This is a genomic window from Sphingomonas sp. (genome assembly GCF_042096255.1).
In the GTDB taxonomy this organism is placed as follows: Bacteria; Pseudomonadota; Alphaproteobacteria; order Sphingomonadales; family Sphingomonadaceae; genus Sphingomonas.
The window spans coordinates 1-18,695 of record NZ_JBELLZ010000071.1; the positions used below are offsets into that span (position 1 = coordinate 1).

13 protein-coding genes and 1 pseudogene are annotated in these 18,695 nt (G+C 67.8%); 11 read left to right on the forward strand and 3 right to left on the reverse strand.

The genetic code is table 11. The annotated features are described in order from the left end of the window. The 9 genes from miaB to ACFDTH_RS13030 form a co-directional block, all read left to right on the forward strand. A partial coding sequence (gene miaB, locus ACFDTH_RS12990) for a tRNA (N6-isopentenyl adenosine(37)-C2)-methylthiotransferase MiaB (RefSeq protein ID WP_375287960.1) occupies positions 1–1,178 on the forward strand: 1,178 nt, incomplete at its 5' end. A gap of 267 nt (positions 1,179–1,445) precedes the next feature. Next, the gene (locus tag ACFDTH_RS12995) at positions 1,446–3,518 is read left to right on the forward strand and encodes a M10 family metallopeptidase C-terminal domain-containing protein (protein ID WP_375287962.1); all 2,073 of its coding nucleotides are present in this window, start codon (positions 1,446–1,448) and stop codon (positions 3,516–3,518) included. Positions 3,519–3,646: 128 nt separating this feature from the next. Beyond that, positions 3,647–4,639, forward strand: a complete 993-nt coding sequence (locus tag ACFDTH_RS13000; RefSeq protein WP_375287963.1) for a PhoH family protein — start codon at positions 3,647–3,649, stop codon at positions 4,637–4,639. Between the two features lie 52 nt (positions 4,640–4,691). Further along, positions 4,692–5,552, forward strand: coding sequence for a hypothetical protein (locus tag ACFDTH_RS13005; RefSeq protein WP_375287964.1), 861 nt, complete (start codon positions 4,692–4,694; stop codon positions 5,550–5,552). 433 nt (positions 5,553–5,985) lie between these two features. Then, the gene (locus tag ACFDTH_RS13010) at positions 5,986–10,071 is read left to right on the forward strand and encodes a Calx-beta domain-containing protein (RefSeq protein ID WP_375287965.1); all 4,086 of its coding nucleotides are present in this window, start codon (positions 5,986–5,988) and stop codon (positions 10,069–10,071) included. A 70-nt stretch (positions 10,072–10,141) separates the two neighbouring features. Then, positions 10,142–10,666, forward strand: coding sequence for an rRNA maturation RNase YbeY (gene ybeY, locus ACFDTH_RS13015; protein ID WP_375287966.1), 525 nt, complete (start codon positions 10,142–10,144; stop codon positions 10,664–10,666). Between the two features lie 9 nt (positions 10,667–10,675). Then, complete coding sequence (locus ACFDTH_RS13020; RefSeq protein ID WP_375287967.1) at positions 10,676–11,596, forward strand: hemolysin family protein; 921 nt, start codon at positions 10,676–10,678, stop codon at positions 11,594–11,596. 33 nt (positions 11,597–11,629) lie between these two features. Then, positions 11,630–12,424 carry a helix-turn-helix domain-containing protein gene (locus ACFDTH_RS13025; RefSeq protein ID WP_375287968.1) on the forward strand — a complete coding sequence of 265 codons (795 nt, stop codon included), beginning with the start codon at positions 11,630–11,632 and terminating at the stop codon, positions 12,422–12,424. A gap of 64 nt (positions 12,425–12,488) precedes the next feature. Then, positions 12,489–13,007 (forward strand): SgcJ/EcaC family oxidoreductase, encoded by a 519-nt coding sequence (locus tag ACFDTH_RS13030; protein WP_375287969.1) that lies wholly within the window; start codon positions 12,489–12,491, stop codon positions 13,005–13,007. Positions 13,008–13,028: 21 nt separating this feature from the next. Here the strand turns inward: ACFDTH_RS13030 and ACFDTH_RS13035 are convergent, their stop codons facing one another. The 3 genes from ACFDTH_RS13035 to ACFDTH_RS13045 are packed head-to-tail and all read right to left on the reverse strand — an operon-like array spanning position 13,029 to position 15,530. Then, positions 13,029–14,018 carry an MDR family oxidoreductase gene (locus tag ACFDTH_RS13035; RefSeq protein WP_375287970.1) on the reverse strand — a complete coding sequence of 330 codons (990 nt, stop codon included), beginning with the start codon at positions 14,016–14,018 and terminating at the stop codon, positions 13,029–13,031. A gap of 31 nt (positions 14,019–14,049) precedes the next feature. Beyond that, positions 14,050–14,724, reverse strand: a complete 675-nt coding sequence (locus tag ACFDTH_RS13040) for a nitroreductase (protein ID WP_375287971.1) — start codon at positions 14,722–14,724, stop codon at positions 14,050–14,052. A 14-nt stretch (positions 14,725–14,738) separates the two neighbouring features. Beyond that, on the reverse strand, positions 14,739–15,530 hold the full coding sequence (locus tag ACFDTH_RS13045) for a glutathione S-transferase family protein (RefSeq protein WP_375287972.1): 792 nt from the start codon (positions 15,528–15,530) through the stop codon (positions 14,739–14,741). A 272-nt stretch (positions 15,531–15,802) separates the two neighbouring features. On the opposite strand from ACFDTH_RS13045, the gene ACFDTH_RS13050 reads away from it, so the two are divergent. Next, a complete protein-coding gene (locus tag ACFDTH_RS13050; RefSeq protein ID WP_375287973.1) occupies positions 15,803–18,115 on the forward strand; it encodes a TonB-dependent receptor in 2,313 nt (770 codons plus the stop codon). Between the two features lie 162 nt (positions 18,116–18,277). Beyond that, a pseudogene (locus ACFDTH_RS13055) lies at positions 18,278–18,695 on the forward strand (catalase-peroxidase); the annotation flags it as partial.

The window sequence follows — 18,695 nt, forward strand, 5'->3', positions numbered from 1 at the left end:
GCCATATCCGCGAAAAGGCCACCGAGAAGGTCTATTCGGACATCGGCCGGCTGCGGAAGAGCGCCGTCGAGGCCGGGCGGGCAAAACCGATGGTGGCGGTGGCCGGCTGCGTCGCCCAGGCCGAGGGGGCGGCGATCGTGGCGCGCGCCAAGGTGGACGTGGTGGTGGGGCCGCAGGCCTATCACACGCTGCCGAAGCTGGTCGCCGACGCGGCGGAGGGCAGGTCCGCCATCGAGCTCGACATGCCGGCAAGCTCGAAGTTCGCCGCCTTGCCCGGGCGCAAGCGGGTGGGTCCGTCCGCCTTCCTGACCGTGCAGGAAGGCTGCGACAAGTTCTGCACCTATTGCGTCGTGCCCTACACCCGCGGCGCGGAGATCAGCCGGCCGTTCGCCGCGATCGTCGACGAGGCGAAGGCGCTGGTCGATGCGGGTGCGCGCGAGATCACCTTGCTCGGCCAGAACGTCAACGCCTGGACAGACGGTGACCAAGGCCTGCACGACCTGATCCGTGCGCTCGACCGGGTGCCCGGCCTGGCCCGCATCCGCTACACCACCAGCCATCCGAACGACATGGCACAGGGGCTGATCGACGCGCACCGCGATGTCGAGAGCCTGATGCCGTTCCTCCATCTGCCGGTACAGGCGGGCAGCGACCGGGTGCTGAAGGCGATGAACCGCTCGCACACGCGCGACGGCTATCTACGGCTGCTGGATCGTATCCGCGCGGCACGGCCAGACATCGCACTGTCGGGCGACTTCATCGTCGGCTTCCCCGGCGAGACGGAGGCGGAGTTCGCCGAAACGCTGAGCCTGGTCGATGCGGTCGGCTACTCTCAGGCGTTCAGCTTCAAATACTCGCCGCGGCCCGGAACCCCCGCCGCGACCATGGCGGACCAGGTCGCGCCCGAGGTGATGGACGATCGCCTTGCCCGGCTCCAGGCGGCGCTCGGGCGCGACCAGGTCGCGTTCAACCAAGCTACGGTGGGTCGGACCTGCACGGTACTCGTAGAGCGGCGGGGAAAGCTGCCCGGCCAGCTGCTTGGCAAGTCGCCATGGCTCCAATCGGTCCATTTTGAAGACGACGTGCCCGTCGGCACCCTGATGGAAGTACGGATTGTCGGCGCCGGCCCGAACTCCGTTTCGGGGATCGCGACCGAGCGAGCCGCCCGCGCGGCATAGCGCCGGAAACTGGTAACATTCGTACGTAATTCCCGGTTGACGCGGATGGGACCGCGTGAAAGGTTGCTACCACGACAAAGAGGCGGGGGCACTGATCCTTGCCCAGACGTCGCAGGCTGATTGCGGATATTGCTCAACTGACCTTCCTCATCGACCCCTTCGCTCGCGTGTGCGGGTGTTCGATGGCGGCTGGCTGCGCGTGTCTGCATCGGCCCGTCAAACGTGCGCTGCACCCTCGTGCGGCGCCTTTCGAAGGGGTTATCTGACATGAGCCTGACCCAACCGGGAGCCGAGGACGCCTCGCTCGATCCCAATGCCGGCGGCACCTATCGCGACAAGCCGATCTGGGACGTCGAGACCATCGCCGAGAACTTGAACCGTTCCGGATACGACTGGTACACCAACAACTACGGCGAACTGGACGACGGCGTCCTGAACTTCGGCTTCTGGCTCAACCTCCAGGAGCTGAACAACAGCTATTACGTCAACGAGACCGGCACGATCGCCTTCAACGAAGCCTATTACGGTGGAGATTTCTCGCCGTTCAACGCCGCGCAGCAGGATGTGGCGCGCAAGGCGATCAGCCTGTGGGGCGACCTGGTCGACATCGATTTCCGCGAGACCAAGTCGGGCGACGCCGACCTCACCTATGCCAATACCTATACCGGCGGCGCGCAGGCCTATGCCTATCTGCCGTTCGGCGACATCGACGACGAGGCCTATTACGAGATCTACGGCTTCAACGAGACGGGCCGGCTTGGCGGCGACGTCTGGATCGACGGCTATGTCGCATCCAACTTCTTCCCGCTGACCGACAGCTATTATGCCACCACCACGATGATCCACGAGACGGGTCACGCACTCGGCCTCAGCCATCCGGGCGACTACAACGCCACGGACGACAATGACGGCGACGGCGTGCCGGATCCGATCACCTACGAGGGCGACGCGTTCTTCGCGCAGGATTCGCTCCAATATTCGATCATGAGCTACTTCGACGGCTATGAGACCGGCGCGCAGTTCGTCGATTTCGAGCTGCTCAACTTCGCCTATCCGGCGACGCCGATGGTGCACGACATCGCCGCGATCCAGGCGATCTACGGCGTGAACCTGGAGACCCGCACCGGCGACGACACTTACGGCTTCAACTCGACGCTGGAAGGCACCGCCTACGACTTCACCGCCAACACGCGCCCGGTGATCTCGATCTGGGATGCGGACGGCAACGACACGCTCGACGTGTCCGGCTTCAAGACCGACTCGGTAATCAACCTGAACGAGGGCGCCTTCTCCTCGGCCGGCGGCGCCGACCGCTTCTACACGCTTGAGGAGGTCAACGCGGCGCGCGAGAAGCTCGGCTTCGCGGCGCGCACCCAGGCAACCTTCGACTATTATCAGGACCTGATCGAGCGGCTGGGCATCACCAACCCGCAGTTCAAGGACAATATCTCGATCGCTTATGGCGCGACGATCGAGAACGCCACCACCGGCCGCGGCGACGACAAGATCATCGTCAACGACCTCGCCAACGTGGTCCGTGGCGGTCGCGGGATGGACACGGTCAGCTACGAGACCGCCGAGAGCGCAGTGCACATCTCGCTCAAGACCGGCGTAGTCGCCGAAGGGACCGCAGATGCACCCAATGGTGCGGCAGGCGACTCGCTGTTCAGCATCGAAGGCGCGATCGGCTCGCGGTTCAGCGATACGATCTTGGGCGCGGCAGGCGACAACGTGCTGGATGGTCTGCGCGGCGACGATGTGCTGAACGGTCGCGGCGGTGCGGACACCTACGTGTTCCGCAACCGCGTCATCTCCGGCAAGGACACGATCGTCAACTTCCGCAGCGACGACCTGATTGCGGTGCAGAAGGCGCTGACGGCGGATGAGGACGGCATCGTCACGGTTACCGGGAAGACGCTGGTGCTCGACGCGTCGGACGGCGACTCGGTGACCTTCCGTGGCGCGGCACCGACCGAACTCACCCTGGTCGGTCGCCAGGATGGCTTCTTCTACTACGCCGCCGTGGGCAGCGAAGCCGCTGCGAAGGGCGCGGACAAGCTCGCCTCGATCGCCGACACCATCGAGGAGGTCGACGCAGCGACCAAGGCGCAGATCGCCCAGGCGCAGTCGAATGATGCGGTGCAGGATGCGCCGGGCCAGTTCGGCGGCAACATGGCGGCCCGCGTCGAGGGCTGGGCCGAGGCTTATGGCACGCCGACTCGCGAGAACACCGAGGGCTTCCTGCAGCGGGTCGAGTTCGAGGAGCCCGGCCACGACCATGACCACGGCGCGCTTCTGGCGGGCGCGCGCTTCGAGCCGATCGACGTCGCGCTCGTCTGATCGCGGTTCATCTCTGATCGGGCCGGGCGGTGGCAACACCGCCCGGCCTTTTTCTTGAGGACGCCGCTTTCCTTGAACGGGCAGACACCCCATGATCCGTTGTGGAACCACAGCCCCGAAAGGACCGGATGTCCCGAAAGCCCGTGCCCGCCCAGGCGGGAGATCGCAGTCGGATCGAGATCACCTTCGATCGTCCGCAATTGCTGGCCCAGCTGTTCGGGCAATATGACCAGAACCTGGTCGCACTGGAGAACAGGCTGGGCGTCTACATCACCGCGCGCGGCAATCGTATCGGGCTGGAAGGCACCGCCGAGCAGGTCGCGCTCGCCCGTGACGTGATGGCGGACCTCTACCAGCGGCTCCAGCGCGGCGAGGAGATCGATACCGGGCTGGTCGACGCTGCCATCGCGATGCAGGCCGAACCCACGCTGGACGGCATCATCCGCGCGGGCGCCGAGCCGCCCACGGTGATGATCCGCACCCGGCGCAAGACCATCGTCCCGCGCACCCCTGCGCAGGCGCACTACATGCGCGAGCTGACCACGCATGACATGATCTTCGCGCTGGGGCCGGCGGGCACCGGCAAGACCTATATCGCCGTCGCGCAGGCGGTGTCTCAGCTGATCGCGGGATCGGTGCAGCGGTTGATCCTGTCGCGGCCCGCGGTGGAGGCGGGCGAACGGTTGGGCTTCCTGCCCGGCGACATGAAGGAGAAGGTCGATCCCTATCTCCGGCCGCTCTACGACGCGCTCAACGACTGCATGCCGCCCGAGCAGGTGGAGCGGCGCATCGCCTCCGGCGAGATCGAGATCGCGCCGATCGCCTTCATGCGCGGCCGCACCCTGGCCGACGCCTTTGTGATCCTGGACGAGGCGCAGAACACCACGCCCGCGCAAATGAAGATGTTCCTGACCCGCTTCGGCCAGAACAGCCGCATGGTGATCTGCGGTGACCCGAACCAGACCGACCTGCCCGGCGGAGTCGCCTCCTCCGGCCTGGCCGATGCGACCTACCGGCTGGAGGGGATCGACGGCATCTCGATGTGCCGCTTCACCGCGGCCGACGTGGTGCGCCATCCCATCGTGGGGCGTATCGTCGAGGCCTATGAGGGCTCCGCCTGACGCCCTATGAGGGCGGGCGGTGTCGCAACACAGCCTACCAGGTCCTCTGCCAATGCCGCTGCCCCCGGCGGACGACGGTGCCGTGCGCCTGGTCGCGCGCGAGGTCAGCGAGCTGATGCTGGCGCGCGGAGCGCGCTGGCAAGCGGCCAGCGGCACCGATCGTCTCGACTGCCTGCTGTTCCAGGTGGTCCTGAGCGCCAATCTGGCGCATCTTCCCGTTGCGCGCCAGCCCCTGGGCGAACCGCCGCCGGCGCGGCGGCCGATCAGCCTGATGGCGGTCTCCCAGTCGATGCACCTGCCCTATGAAACGGTCCGGCGCAGGATCGCGCACCTGCGATCGCTGGGTCTGGTGACGATCGATCCGGGGGGCGCGGCGGTGCCGCCAGACGCCCTGCCGCGCGCGACGGCAGCGGAGGTGGCGGCAAGCGACGCCGCCGCCTTCGGCGAAGCGCTCCGCTCGCTCGCCGCGGAGGGTCATCGCATGGCGATCGCCGCTCTCGACGCCGGGGTGGCGGAAAAGGGAAGGCGCGTCCAGGCCCGCGCCCTGCTCGACTTTGCGGTGCGGATCATGGCGGATTTCGTGCCTTACTACGGCAGCATGATCGCCGGAACGCTGTGCGTGGCGATCGTCGCTGCCAACGTGCGGCATCTGCCGCCCGGCGCTGCCGATCGGATGCCGGAGGATGCGGAGCGGCGGCCGATGCCGTTGCGAGCGCTTGCCCGAGCCCTGGACCTGCCGTGGGAAACCGTGCGGCGCCAGTCGGTCGCGCTGATGGAGCGCGGCATGATCGTGATGGTGGACGGCGGGGCGATCGTCCCGGCGGAGGTGCTCGCCAGCGAGCCGCACCAACGCAACAATCGCCACATCCTGATCCAGTTCGATCGCATGCTTGGCGATCTTATCCGCGCCTGACGACATAAAAGTGTGTCCATCGGTGGCCGCTGGCCCGAAATGGGGAGTGGTTCGCTTTGCGTTCGCGTCGGCTCGGCTATGGGCCCCGCAACGCGGGGGGATAGTCGTGGCGTCGGCCAGGCCCGTCGAGCGCCCGTCCCGCGGGGCGCTGCCATTCGGGGGGATGGCGGCGCCCACCTCTTCCACGAGCAAGGGGCGGTCGGATAGCCGCGCTGGAGCGTCCGGACATCGGCTGTAACACTCCGGCCGCGGACACGTCGTTGCGCCGTCATAAACCATCTCTAGCCGCAGCCCGTCTTGACGATGATTCACGCCTTGCCGCCCGATCGGGCGGGACGGAGGTGGATGCAAAACGGTTACGCTCGGCCCGGCGGAACCGCGGTTACCTGCCGCGGGCGACCTTCTGCGCCGATCGCAGCGAGAGGAAACACACATGGCTTCTGCTGGTTCGATTGCCCTGATCGCGTTCGGTGCCGATGGCTCGTCGGGCCCCGCCGACCCTTTCTCGTTCGTGCTGCTCGATGAGTCGCTGCGCGGACAGACAATCTACATCTCGGACAATGGCGTGAACGCGGACGGCACGTTCCGCCCCAACGAAGGGACGCTGAGCTTCACCATCCCCGCCGATGCGGCGATCGGCTCCGTCTTCTCGCGCGCGAACTTCACCAACGTCTCGGGCAGCTATGACGGCAGCGGCAGCGGCGACCAGGTCACCGCCTGGATCGGCACCGCCACCACCGCCAGCCAGTTCCTGTTCCAGATCGACTATGCCGACGGCAACACCAGCTATGCCGGCAGCGCCACCAGCAGCAACACCTCGGCCGTCGCGCCGGGCCTGACCTTCGGCGAGACCGCGCTGGCGTTCGGCGCCGACAACGGCGTCTACACCGGCCCGACCACCGGCACCGCCGAGCAGATCCGCGAGAACATCGCCAATCCGCTCAACTGGTCGTTCAGCGAGGACACCGCCGCCAGCTATACGGGCGGCAGCTTCACCGTGGGTGAGCCCGGCGGCCCGGCGCAGGTGACGATCGGCGACGCCTCGGTGGTCGAGGGCGACGACGGCAGCACCATCCTGACCTTCACCGTCACCCGCTCGAACACCACCGGCGCCTTCACCGTCGATTATGACACGGCGGATGGCACCGCCACCCAGGGTAGCGACTATGCGCGCGCCTCCGGCACGCTGACCTTCGAAGCCAATGGCGAGGCGACCCAGACCATCTCGGTCACGATCAACGGCGATACCGTGATCGAACCGAACGAGACCTTCTCGCTGTCGCTCGACAACCTTGTCGCGACCAGCGGCGAGGCGGAGATCGTCGGCGGCACCGCCACCGGCACGATCCTCACCGACGACATCCCGCTCAGCCGCATCCACGACATCCAGGGCGCGGCCTTCTACAGCCCGGTGCTGGCGGCCGAGGGCATCACCGCCTTCAACCAGGCCTCGACCACCCAGGTCACCGTGCGCGCGATCGTCACTGCGATCGACAGCTTCGCCGGGTCGGGCCAGACCGGCTTCTACATCACCGAAGAAACGGTCGATTGGGACGGCAGCGCTCTGACCTCCGAGGGCATTTTCGTTCAGACCAATGGCGTGCCCGCCGGCCTGACCGTGGGCGAGACGGTCACCGTCACCGCCAACGTGATGGAGCGCCAGGACTTCTCCAACCTGAACCGCACCATCCTGGTCAACGCCACCTCGATCATCCAGGGCAATGACACCAACAGCCTGCCGACCTTCGTGATCGACGGCACCCCGGGCCACTCGATCCCGACCTCGATCATCAGCGACGACAACCCGGATTTCCGCGACTCGGACGGCAGCAGCGGCACCTTCGACCCGCAGAACGACGCGCTCGACTTCTACGAGACGGTCGAGGGCATGCGGGTCACCATGACCAACATGGTGGTGGGTGACGGCTTCGTCGGCGGCAGCGACAACTTCGTCTACTTCAACGCCTATTCGGCCGACAACGCGGACGCGGATTTCATCAACTCGCGCGGCGGCTACACCGCTTATGGCGATGCGCAGTTCTACCCGGACGAGAACACCGCCGATCCCAACGACGACGTGAAGTTCGGCGGCGCGACCTCCACCGACGGCGCGATCCGCGGCGACATCATCGAGCTGGACTTCGGCAACGTCGGTCGCGGCGGCACCAGCGGGTTCGACCAGGACCTGACCATGGGCGACCAGCTGGGCGACGTGTCGGGCGTGATCGACTTCGACTTCGGCGTGACCAAGTTCTACGTCACCGACGCGCTGGACGCCGACAAGGTCGCCGACCTCGCCTCCACCACCCCGATCCAGGAAGTCACGCAGCTGGTGGGCGACGATCGCTCGCTGCGGGTGGCGACCTTCAATGTCGAGAACCTCTCGCCGGTGGGCACCACCTTCTCCACCAACAACGGCGTCGAGATCACGACCGCGGAGAAGTACACCAAGCTGGCGAACCACATTGCCGACAACCTGAAGTCGCCCGACATCATCATCGTCGAGGAAATCCAGGACAACAATGGCGTCACCAGCACCGGCGGCACCGACGCGTCCGAGACCTGGGAGCAGCTGGTCGCCGCGGTGAACGCCGCCACCGGCAAGACCTACCAGTGGGTCGACGAGGCGCCGACCACCGCCAATGACGTGGGCGGCGCGCCTGGCGGCAACATCCGTACCGGCTTCCTCTACGACACCGCGCGCGTCCAGCTCGGCGATCTCGCCGCCGACGCGACGCTCGACGAGCGCCGCGAGTACACCGACCGGGTCGGTGACGGCGTGCGCGACGCGGGCGACCAGATCGCCATCGACGACAGCCAAGTGAGCGGCATCGACACCAGCGACTGGGCGGGCACGCGCCGTTCGATCGTCGGCGAGTTCACCTATGCCGGCCAGACGGTCTATGTCTTCGGCAGCCACCTGCCCTCGAAGGGCGGCTCGGGGGATCCGTACACGATCAACCAGAACGGCGCCGCCGGCCAGCCCGCCAACGGCGACTGGGCGCTGCGCAACGAACTGGCCGAGGACCTGCACGCGATGCAGTCGCTGGCGACGTCGTCGGGCGGCCTGGTGATTTCGGGCGGCGACTTCAACGAGTTCTGGTACAATCGCCCGCTGGAGGTGCTGACCGGCTATGCGACGCCGGAGGGCACCGCCGGAACCGGTACCAAGTACGTCAACCTGATGGTGCAGGAACTCGCCCCGGGCGAGCGCTTCTCCTACGACTTCGACGGGCGGAGCCAGGCGCTGGATTCGCTGCTCACCGACCAGATCCTGGCGGGCGTGGCGAGCTATGACGCGGTGCACATCAACACCGGCTACAACGACCGCACCGGCGCGGTGAACCCGGCCTCCTCGGATCACGACCCGAGCCTCGCCTCGTTCAACTTCCGCAACCTGGCCGAGCGCCTGACCGGCACCGAAGCGAGCGACACGATCGACGGCTTCGGCGGCAACGACCTGCTGCTGGGCGGCCAGGGCGACGACTATCTGCTGGGCGGCGCCGGCAACGACGTGATCAACGGCGGCGCGGGCACCGACACCGCGGTGTTCCGCTCGGAGACCGGCGTCACCGTTTCGCTGATGGAAACCGGCCAGCAGGACACCGGCGAGGGCCTCGACACCTTCATCGACATCGAGAACCTGTACGGCACCGCCGCCGCGGACACGCTGATCGGCAACGACAACGCCAATCGCCTGACGGCGCGCGGCGGCGCCGATACGCTGCGCGGCATGGGCGGCAACGACGTGATCCTCGTCTCCGAGAACGTGGCGCTGATCGACGGCGGTGACGGCTTCGACCGGCTGATCGTGACGGGCCGGGTCGCCGGTGTCTCCGACGAGGGGCTGGTCGGCGTCGAGCGGATCGAGGTGCGCGACGGCGCGACGCTGAACCTCGGCAACATGACCACGACCACCGCCACGGTGGCCATCCTGTCGGTCGCGGGCGGCGGCAGCAGCTTCACCGGCACGCAGGCAGGGGAGACGGTGAAGGGCGGCGCGGGTGACGACCGGCTGGCCGGCGGCCTGGGCGCGGACCGGGTGCGCGGCGGCGCGGGCGCGGACAGCTTCGTGTTCCGCTCCTTCGACGACATGGCGGACCAGACCCGCGACCGCATCCTCGACTTCAGCAGCGCGGAAGGCGACACGATCGATCTGTCGCAGATCGACGCCGATGCGACGCTGAACGGGACGCAGAGCCTGACCTTCATCGGCGACGCGGCGTTCACCGGTGCCGGCGGCAGCGACTACGAGCTGCGCGTGGTGGCGCTGACCGGCGGCAACGCGGGCAGCTATCGCGTGATGATCGACCTCGACCACGACAGCGTCGCGGATGAGATCTTCCTGGTCACCGCCGATGCGCCGCTGACCGAGGACGACTTCGTGCTGGAAGCGCCCGCACCCGCCCCGGCGGTTCCCGCCGAGGCGTTCGCCCCGTCGGACGTTGCGCCGATCGACCTGCCGGTGGCATTCGATCAGTTCAACCGGATGAACGTGGACCACGTCGCCCTGGTCTGATCGAACTGACCGGACGTCGGGCCGGACAAGGCCCCTTCCGGGCGGCGCGATCCTCTGGCATGGCAACCCCATGCTGGAGATCGCGCTGACCCGGGAGGAGCCCTGGCCGGACCAGGCCGCGCCCGAACGGAGCTGGGAGGCCCTGGCGCGCGATGCGGCGCGCGCGGCCATCCGCCGCACGCCGCAGGGCGCGCTGGAGACCACCCCCGCCATCGTCGAGGTCAGCGTCCGACTGACCGCCGATGCCGAGGTGCGCGATCTCAACAACCGCTATCGCGGCAAGGACAAGCCCACCAACGTGCTGTCCTTCCCCATGGTCCAGCCGGACCTGCTGGAAACCGTGAGCCAGAATTCGGACGACGGCGAGCTGCTGCTCGGCGACATCGTGCTGGCGCACGATGTGTGCGCGGCGGAAGCGGCCGAGCGCGGCATAGCGCTGGACACCCATGCGACGCACCTGATCGTCCATGGCATGCTCCATCTGCTCGGCTACGATCACCAGGACGATGACGAGGCCGAATCGATGGAAGCGATCGAGCGGGAGGCGCTCGCCGGCCTGGGCATCGCCGACCCTTATGCAATCCGCGAGGACTGACCCCTAACCATGGCAGAGGACCGAAGTAGCGCCGGCAACGGCGACTCCCATTCCACAGTTCAGGCCAGGGACCATTCGATCTGGCAGGGGCTGCGCACGCTGATCTTCGGCGGGCCCGGCGCGGACACTTTGCGCGACGCCATCGAGGATGCGATCGATCGCCACGAAGGCGACCCCGCCCCCGACGTGAAAGGCGACCTGTCGCCGCTGGAACGGCAGATGGTCCGCAACCTCCTGCATTTCGGCGAACGCGATGCCGGCGACGTCGGCGTTCCGCGCGCGGACATCGTGGCGGTGGAGGAAGGCACCAGTTTCGCCGAACTGGTCGCGCTGTTCGCGGAGGCCGGGCATAGCCGCCTGCCGGTCTATCGCGAGAAGCTGGATACCATCATCGGCATGGTCCACATCAAGGACGTGTTCAACATTCTGGCGACCGGCGCGGCGCACCCCGACAGCCTGGCCGGGCTGATCCGCGAGCCGCTGTGGACGCCGATGTCACGCGGCGCGCTCGACCTGCTCGCCGACATGCGCGCCAAGCGCGTCCACCTGGCCGTGGTGGTGGACGAATATGGCGGCACCGAGGGTCTCGTGACGATCGAGGACCTGGTCGAGGAGATCGTCGGCGAGATCGAGGACGAGCATGACGATGCCCCCGTCGCCATGCTGGTGCCGCTGGATGGCGGCGCATGGGATCTCGACGCGCGGGTGACGCTGGAGGAAGCCGCACGCGCGGTGGACCCGCGGCTGGAGGAGGTGGAGGTGGACGTCGACACCATCGGCGGCCTCGCAGCGGTGCTCGCCGGCCATGTCCCCGCGCCCGGCGACTGCGTCGACCATCCGAGCGGCTGGCGGCTGGAGATCACCGAGGCGGACGAACGCCGGGTGCACCGGGTGCGGCTGCACCCGCCCCGGCCCGAATCGGAGGAATAGCGGGCGCGGCGCGTCGAACGCGAGGAGGGTGGCTTGGAGATCCTGCGCCAGCATGCCGATCCGCGCATCCGCCGGTTCGTGCGATCCTTCGCCGAGCGGCATGCGACCCTCGGCGAAGGTGTGATCACCGCCCCCCTGCCCGCCCGCCCCGACCAGTTCATCGAATTCTATCTTCAGGATCGGTACCGCGTCTCGCACGACGATGCGCCACCCGAGTTCGCGCCCGAGTTCGTCGTGGTCGGCCCGCAGAGCTATCGCAGCACCCGGCTGTTCCTGTCCGGCTCGCTCCAGGTGTTCACCATCCGCTTCCAGCCAGGCGGGTTCAACGCGCTGTTCGGGGTGCCGATGACCGAGCTGGTGGACGAGGGGGTCGCCGCTGCGGACGTGCTGGGGCCGATCGCTTCGGGGCTGCGCGAGGCGGTGCTGCGCGCCCGCAGCTTTCCGGAGCGCGCCGAAGCCGCGCAACGGTGGATCATGGCGCGGGCCGAGCAGGCCAGTCCGGTGGATCGGGTGGCGCGGCTGGCCGCGCTGATCGAGCGCTCGCACGGCCGGCTGCGCATCGACGCGCTCGCCCGCTTCGCCGGGCTGAGCGATCGCCAGTTCACCCGGCGGTTCGAAACGCAGGTCGGCCTCCAGCCCAAGCTGTTCCAGCGCACGATACGCTTCAATGCGGTACTCACCGCCAAAGCGAACGCGCCCGGCAGCGCGTGGGGGCCGCTGGTCCACGAGGCGGGCTATGCCGACCAGTCACATTTCATCCGCGACTGCCACGCGCTGGCAGGCGGGCCGCCCAAGGCGTTCTTCGCCGAATGGGTGAAGGGCCGGTGACGCTTTCGTTCAAGCATTGGCGCCCGACCTTGGCCAAATGGTTCCCGGCAGTAGGAGAATGGCCATGCACAGGCGAGACGCCTTGGTCCTTGGCGCGACGGGAGCTCTGGCGATGACGATCGGTGAAGCGGTGGCGCGAACGCCGGATGACCTGACCGGCAAAGTGCGACACGTCGTCAATCTCTATGCAGCTGCCTGGAACGCCGCGGACATGGATGCGATGGCAGCGCTCTACACTGGCGATGTCCATTGGGTGAACATCGTCGGCATGCACTGGCGCGGCAAGACGGCGGTGGACCGGGCGCACCGCGTGTTCTTCGAGATCATGTTCAAGGGCGTGCCGCTGCGGCTGGAGGAGATCGAATCGGTCACGCCGCTGCCGGGCGGAGCGGTGGTGGCGGTGGTGCGCTGGTCAGTGGGCGCGTTCCGCACGCCGGTCGGCGAGCAAGTGCCGCCGAGCCGCGACCGCATGACCCTGATACTGGTGCCGGACGGCGACCGCCTGCGGATTGCGCATGGCGCTAACGTGCAGATCGACGAGATGGCGCAGAGGTCGGATCCGATAAGCCCCGCGCGGGAGTAGAAACCACGGCCTTGCTTCTCGTCACCCGCCCACGTTGACCACCGTGCGCCCGCGCACCTTGCCTTGCAGGATCGCGCGCGCGACATCGGGCACATCGGCCAGCCCCACCTCGGTCACCGTGCTCGCCAGCGTGGCGAGGTCGAGGTCGCGTGCGAGGCGTTGCCAGGCGTGTTCACGCTGCTCGCGCGGGGCATTGACCGAGTCGATACCAGCCAGCGTGACGCCGCGCAGGATGAAGGGCAGCACGCTCGCGGGCAGGTCCGCCCCCTGCGCCAGCCCGCAGGCGGCTACCACGCCGTCATAGGCGGTCTGCGCGAGAACGTTGGCGAGAGTGCGACTGCCCACCGTGTCGACGGCGCCTGCCCAGCGTTCGCGGCCGATCGGCTTGCCCTCGACGCCCAAGGTATTGCGATCGATGATCTCGGCGGCGCCGAGGCGGCGCAGATAGGCCTCCTCCTCCGTGCGACCGGTGGAGGCGATCACACGGTAGCCCAGCTTTGCCAGCAGCGCGATCGCAACCGAGCCGACGCCGCCATTCGCGCCCGTGACGAGCACGTCGCCGCGGCCGGGCGCGAGGCCGCCATGTTCCAGCGCCAGCACGCAGAGCATCGCCGTATAGCCGGCGGTGCCGATCGCCATCGCATCGCGCGAGGAGATCGTGTCCGGCAGCGGAATCAGCCAGTCGCCCTCGACCCGCGCGCGCCCGGCATAGCCGCCATGGTGAGTCTGGCTGAGCCCCCAGCCGTTGGCGACGACGCGGTCGCCGGGCCGGAAGCGCGGGTCTTCGGAAGTCTCGACCGTGCCGGCGAAATCGATGCCGGCGATCAGCGGGAAGCGCTGAATGATCGGCGCGGCGCCGGTGACGGCAAGGCCGTCCTTGTAGTTGACCGTCGACCATTCGACGCGGACGAGAACGGTGCCGGGCATCAGCGCGGACTCGTCCAGCGTCTCGATGCGGGGTTCGGCCGGGCCGTCGCCGGTGCGGTGGACGATAAGGGCGTCGAAGGCCATGCGCTTGTCTCCGTAGCTGTGCAGTGCCGCTTTATTCAAACCCGACGAACACCGCCGCTTCTTCGAGCGGCTTGCGTTCGGACACCACAGCATTGGCCGGGAAGCTCTCGTCCGGCCAGCCGAGCGCGATCGCCTTCATGATCACCTGGTCGTCGGGGATGCCGGCATGCTCGCGCACCACCGGCGACTGCATGATGCCCTGGCTGTTGATCACCGCGCCCAGCCCGCGCGACCAGGCGGCGTTGACCAGCGCGTTGGTGACAGCGCCGCAATCGAAGGGCGTGTCGTCGCTGCCGTCCAACACGCGATCATAGGTGATGATGACGCAGACCGGCGCGTCGAACTGGCGGAAGCCGCGCAGCACCCAGTCGTGCCGCCGCGCGGCGTCGTCTCGCGCAATGCCCATCGCACCGAACAATTGCTTGGCGACGCCGACCTGCCGGTCGCGATGCGCGCCGGCGAAGGGCTGTCCGGTGCGGAACTCGCGCGAGTGCGGCACGCCGGCCAGCGTCCGTTCGGTATTGCCCGCGCGGATGCGATCGAGCGGCGCGCCGGTGATGACGTGGAAATTCCACGGCTGGGTGTTCATCGAGGAGGGCGCTCGCATCGCGAGCGTCAGGATCTCCTCGATCAGCGCGCGAGGCACGGATTTCGGGAGATAGCCGCGGATGCTGCGGCGGCCGCGGATGACGGCGTCAAAGTCCATTGCTGGCGCCCCTGTCACGCGAAATCGGGCGAGAAGCGGATGTTGCCCTTAGCCAGTCCGTCGGTGACCACCTCCATGCCGCCGGCCTTGATCATCCATTCGAGGCGATGGTCGCGATACTGGCGCTTGAACAGGCCCTGCTCCAGCAATTCGGCCACCGCGCCCATGCCGCCGGCCTGCGCCACCGCCGCGACGTCCGCCGCCACCTTCTGCAGCGACGGGCGCGCGTTGGCGCGGGCGAGCCAGTCGGCGAGGCGGCTGCCCGGCGCGGGTGGCAGGCCATGGCCCGCGGATCCGTTGACATAGGGAACGAGCGAGAGGTCGCCCCAGCCGAAGGCGTCGCCGTTGAACCATTCGCGCCCGCCCAACTCGCGCTCCAGCCAAGCGTGCATGCCGCGCACCTGATCCTGCGCGCGCTGGCGGAGGGCGTCGGCGGGACCGTCGCGGCCGCGGCCGAAGGCGGACAGCTCGGTCAGGCCCCAGTTGATCGCCTCATATTGGGTGTCGGCGACATCCTCCAGCATGCGCACCCGCGCGCGATCGGCGGCGCCGGCGGGGAGCAGCGCGGGATCGGGATAGGCGTCCTCCAGATATTCGAGGATGACCGTCGAATCGAAGACCTGCGTGTCACCGTCCACCAACGCGGGCACCTCTGCGCGCGGGCTGGCGGCGACAAAGTCACCCCCAGCCCCGCCCACGCCGATGCCGCCCGGGATCCGGGTCTCGAAGGCGAGCCCCTTCTCCACCAGCGCGATCTTTACCTTCTGCGCATAGGGCGAGAAGGGATGGTCCCACAGCATGATCATTGGCGCGGCTCTCCATGACTTTTGTTATGGCGGACGCTACGCGGCGACGATCGGCAGTGCCAGCGGGAAATGCGGCGTCCCTCAGCTGCTTTGCGGCATCCGTGCCACAGCCGTGTCATCAGACTATCACAGTCCGCGCCTAGCGGGGCGGGCGAGAGGGACAGACACAGAATGACGCGCGCGCTGCGCCGCCGGTTGGGTGGCGCCGGCGACAAGCGCGTCCGCTGTCCCGGATCGCAGTACAGACAAGGGGACATCTGGTGAAGTTCGAGATGATCAAGGCCGCCGCGCTCGCGGGCGTCGGTTCGGTGGCGCTGCTGTGCGCGGGCGCGGCGCGGGCGCAGGACGCGTCGGTGGACGTGGCGGCCGAGAGCGAGGGGCTGGGCGACATCGTCGTCACCGCCGAGCGGCGCGAGCAGAGCCTCCAACGCACCCCCGTCTCGGTCGGCGTGGTCGGCGGGGACGACCTGCGCACCTTCCAGTCGGGCGGCGAGGACCTGCTGTCGCTCGCCGGCCGCGTGCCCGGCCTCTATGCCGAGACGACCACGGGCCGCATCTTCCCGCGCTTCTACATCCGCGGCCTGGGCAATATCGACTTCTACCTGGGCGCCTCGCAGCCCGTCTCGATCATCCAGGACGACGTGGTGCTGGAGCATGTGGTGCTGAAGTCGAACCCGGTGTTCGACACCGCGCAGGTCGAGGTGCTGCGCGGGCCGCAGGGCTCGCTGTTCGGCCGCAACACCACCGCGGGCATCATCAAGTTCGATTCGATCAAGCCCAGCCAGGACTATCAGGGCCGGATCAGCGCCTCCTACGGCGAATACAACACGGTCAGCGTCGACGCCGGCGTCGGCGGGCCGATCGTAGCGGACAAGATCGCCTTCCGCCTGTCGGGCCTGTACCAGCGCCGCGACGACTGGATCGACAACACCTACACGGGCCCCAGCTTCGATGGCACGCGCGGCGGCAAGGATGCGCTGGGCGGGTTCGAGGAGCGCGACGTGCGCCTCCAGCTGCTGTTCACACCAACGGACACGCTGTCGATCAACGTTTCCGGCCATGCCCGCGACTATGACGGCACCTCGACCGTCTTTCACCGCGGCGCGCTGCGCAAGGGATCGAACAGCGCATTGAACGACCGGCGCGACCGGATCGCGCTGGACGAGGCGGACAACAACCCGCAGGGCTACACCACCTATGGCGGATCGGTGAACGCGGCGTGGGATTTCGGCCTCGCCACGCTCACCTCGATCACCGCTTATGAGACCACCTCGGGCTATAGCCGCGGCGACACCGATGGCGGCGCGGCGCTGAACTACGCCGGCCCCGCCTTCTACGGCCAGAGCCAGGGCAACGTCCGCGACCTCGACCAGTGGACCCAGGAGCTGCGCCTCTCGTCCGACGGCGAGGGTGCGTTCAACTGGCAGGTCGGCGGCTTCTACTTCGACCAGCGCGACGTGACCGACTTCTACCAGCGCCGCTACTTCCTCGACGCGCCCTTCTCGCCGACCAACCCGAACAGCAACAACCCGGACAACTGGGTCCGCCTGCACAACGTCAACACCAGCTGGGCGGTGTTTGGTCAGGCGAGCTACCGGATCGGCGCGCTGACGCTGACCGGCGGCGCGCGCTATACCGAGGATCGCAAGCGCACCCGGCTGGTGAAGCCGGCGATGACCGGCACCACTGTGAACTTCCCGGCCACCGCGCCGCGCAACGTGAAGCTGACCGGCAAGGAGCCGAGCTGGGACGCTTCCGCTCTGTATGAGGTGAACCCGGACCTCAGCCTCTACGCCCGCATCGCGCGCGGCTTCCGCGGCCCGACCATCCAGGGCCGCTCGGCGGTGTTCGGATCGGCGTTCACCACCGCGGACAGCGAGACGATCATGTCCTATGAGGCGGGCTTCAAATCGCAGCCCTTCTCCAACGTCCGCTTCAACGCCAGCGCCTTCACCTACCGGGTCGACGACATCCAGCTGAACGGCAATGACACGAACGGCAACGGCGTGCTGTTCAACGCGGATCACGCCAACGCCTATGGCTTCGAGGCGGAGCTGGAGTGGCGGCCGATCCGCAACATCACCTTCTCGCTGGGCGGCAGCGCGCTGCATACCGAGATCAAGGACAAGGCCGTCTACGCCCAGGTCTGCGCGCTAGGCGGGGCGAACCCCTGCACGGTGCTGGACCCCACCATCGTCCGCCCGATCTTCGGCGCGCCCGCGGTGCTGGCGCAGATCGACGGCAACCCGCTGCCCAACGCGCCCGAATGGCAGCTGGACGCCGCGGTCCGCTATGACGTCCCGGTCACCGACACGGGCAAGCTGTTCGTCAGCAGCGACTTCAACATCCAGGGCTATACCAACCTGGTGCTGTACAGGACGCGCGAGTTCTACGCGAACGGCAACTTCGAACTGGGCCTGCGCGCGGGCTACACCTTCGGCGACGACGGCCAGTATGAGGTTGCCGCCTTCGCGCGCAACATCACCAACGAGCAGAACCTGAAGGGTGTGATCGAGAACTACATGGCGGCGGTGTACAACGAGCCGCGGATCATCGGCGTCCAGCTGAACGGCCGCTTCCGCTGAACCACTTTTCGTCACCCCGGCTCAGGGCCGGGGTGACGACCTACCATCGCCCTCGTCGATCACACCGATCGCATTAACTCACCGCGTCGATCTCCCTGCCCCCTTGCCGTACCGTCACACGGCCGGGCTATACTCTCCGCCACGGCAGACAGGAGAGTCCCCATGGACGCAATCAGCGAGAAGAGCCCAATCAACGATCCCCAGAAGCAGCCCGCGGCGATGCGGCGGCTGCTCGGCCAGACCAATCGCGACTGGTGGCCCGAACAGCTGAGCCTGGAGATCCTGACCCAGGGCGGCATCTCGCCCAACCCGTACGGCATGGAGTTCAACTACCGCGAGGAATTCCAGAAGCTCGATTATTGGGCGGTGAAAAAGGACCTCACCGCATTGATGACCGACAGCCAGCCCTGGTGGCCGGCCGACTATGGCCATTACGGCCCGTTCTTCATCCGCATGGCCTGGCACTCGGCCGGCACCTATCGCACCGGCGATGGCCGCGGCGGCTCCACCTCGGGTGGGCAGCGCTTCGCCCCGCTCAACAGCTGGCCGGACAACGGCAATCTCGACAAGGCCCGCCGCC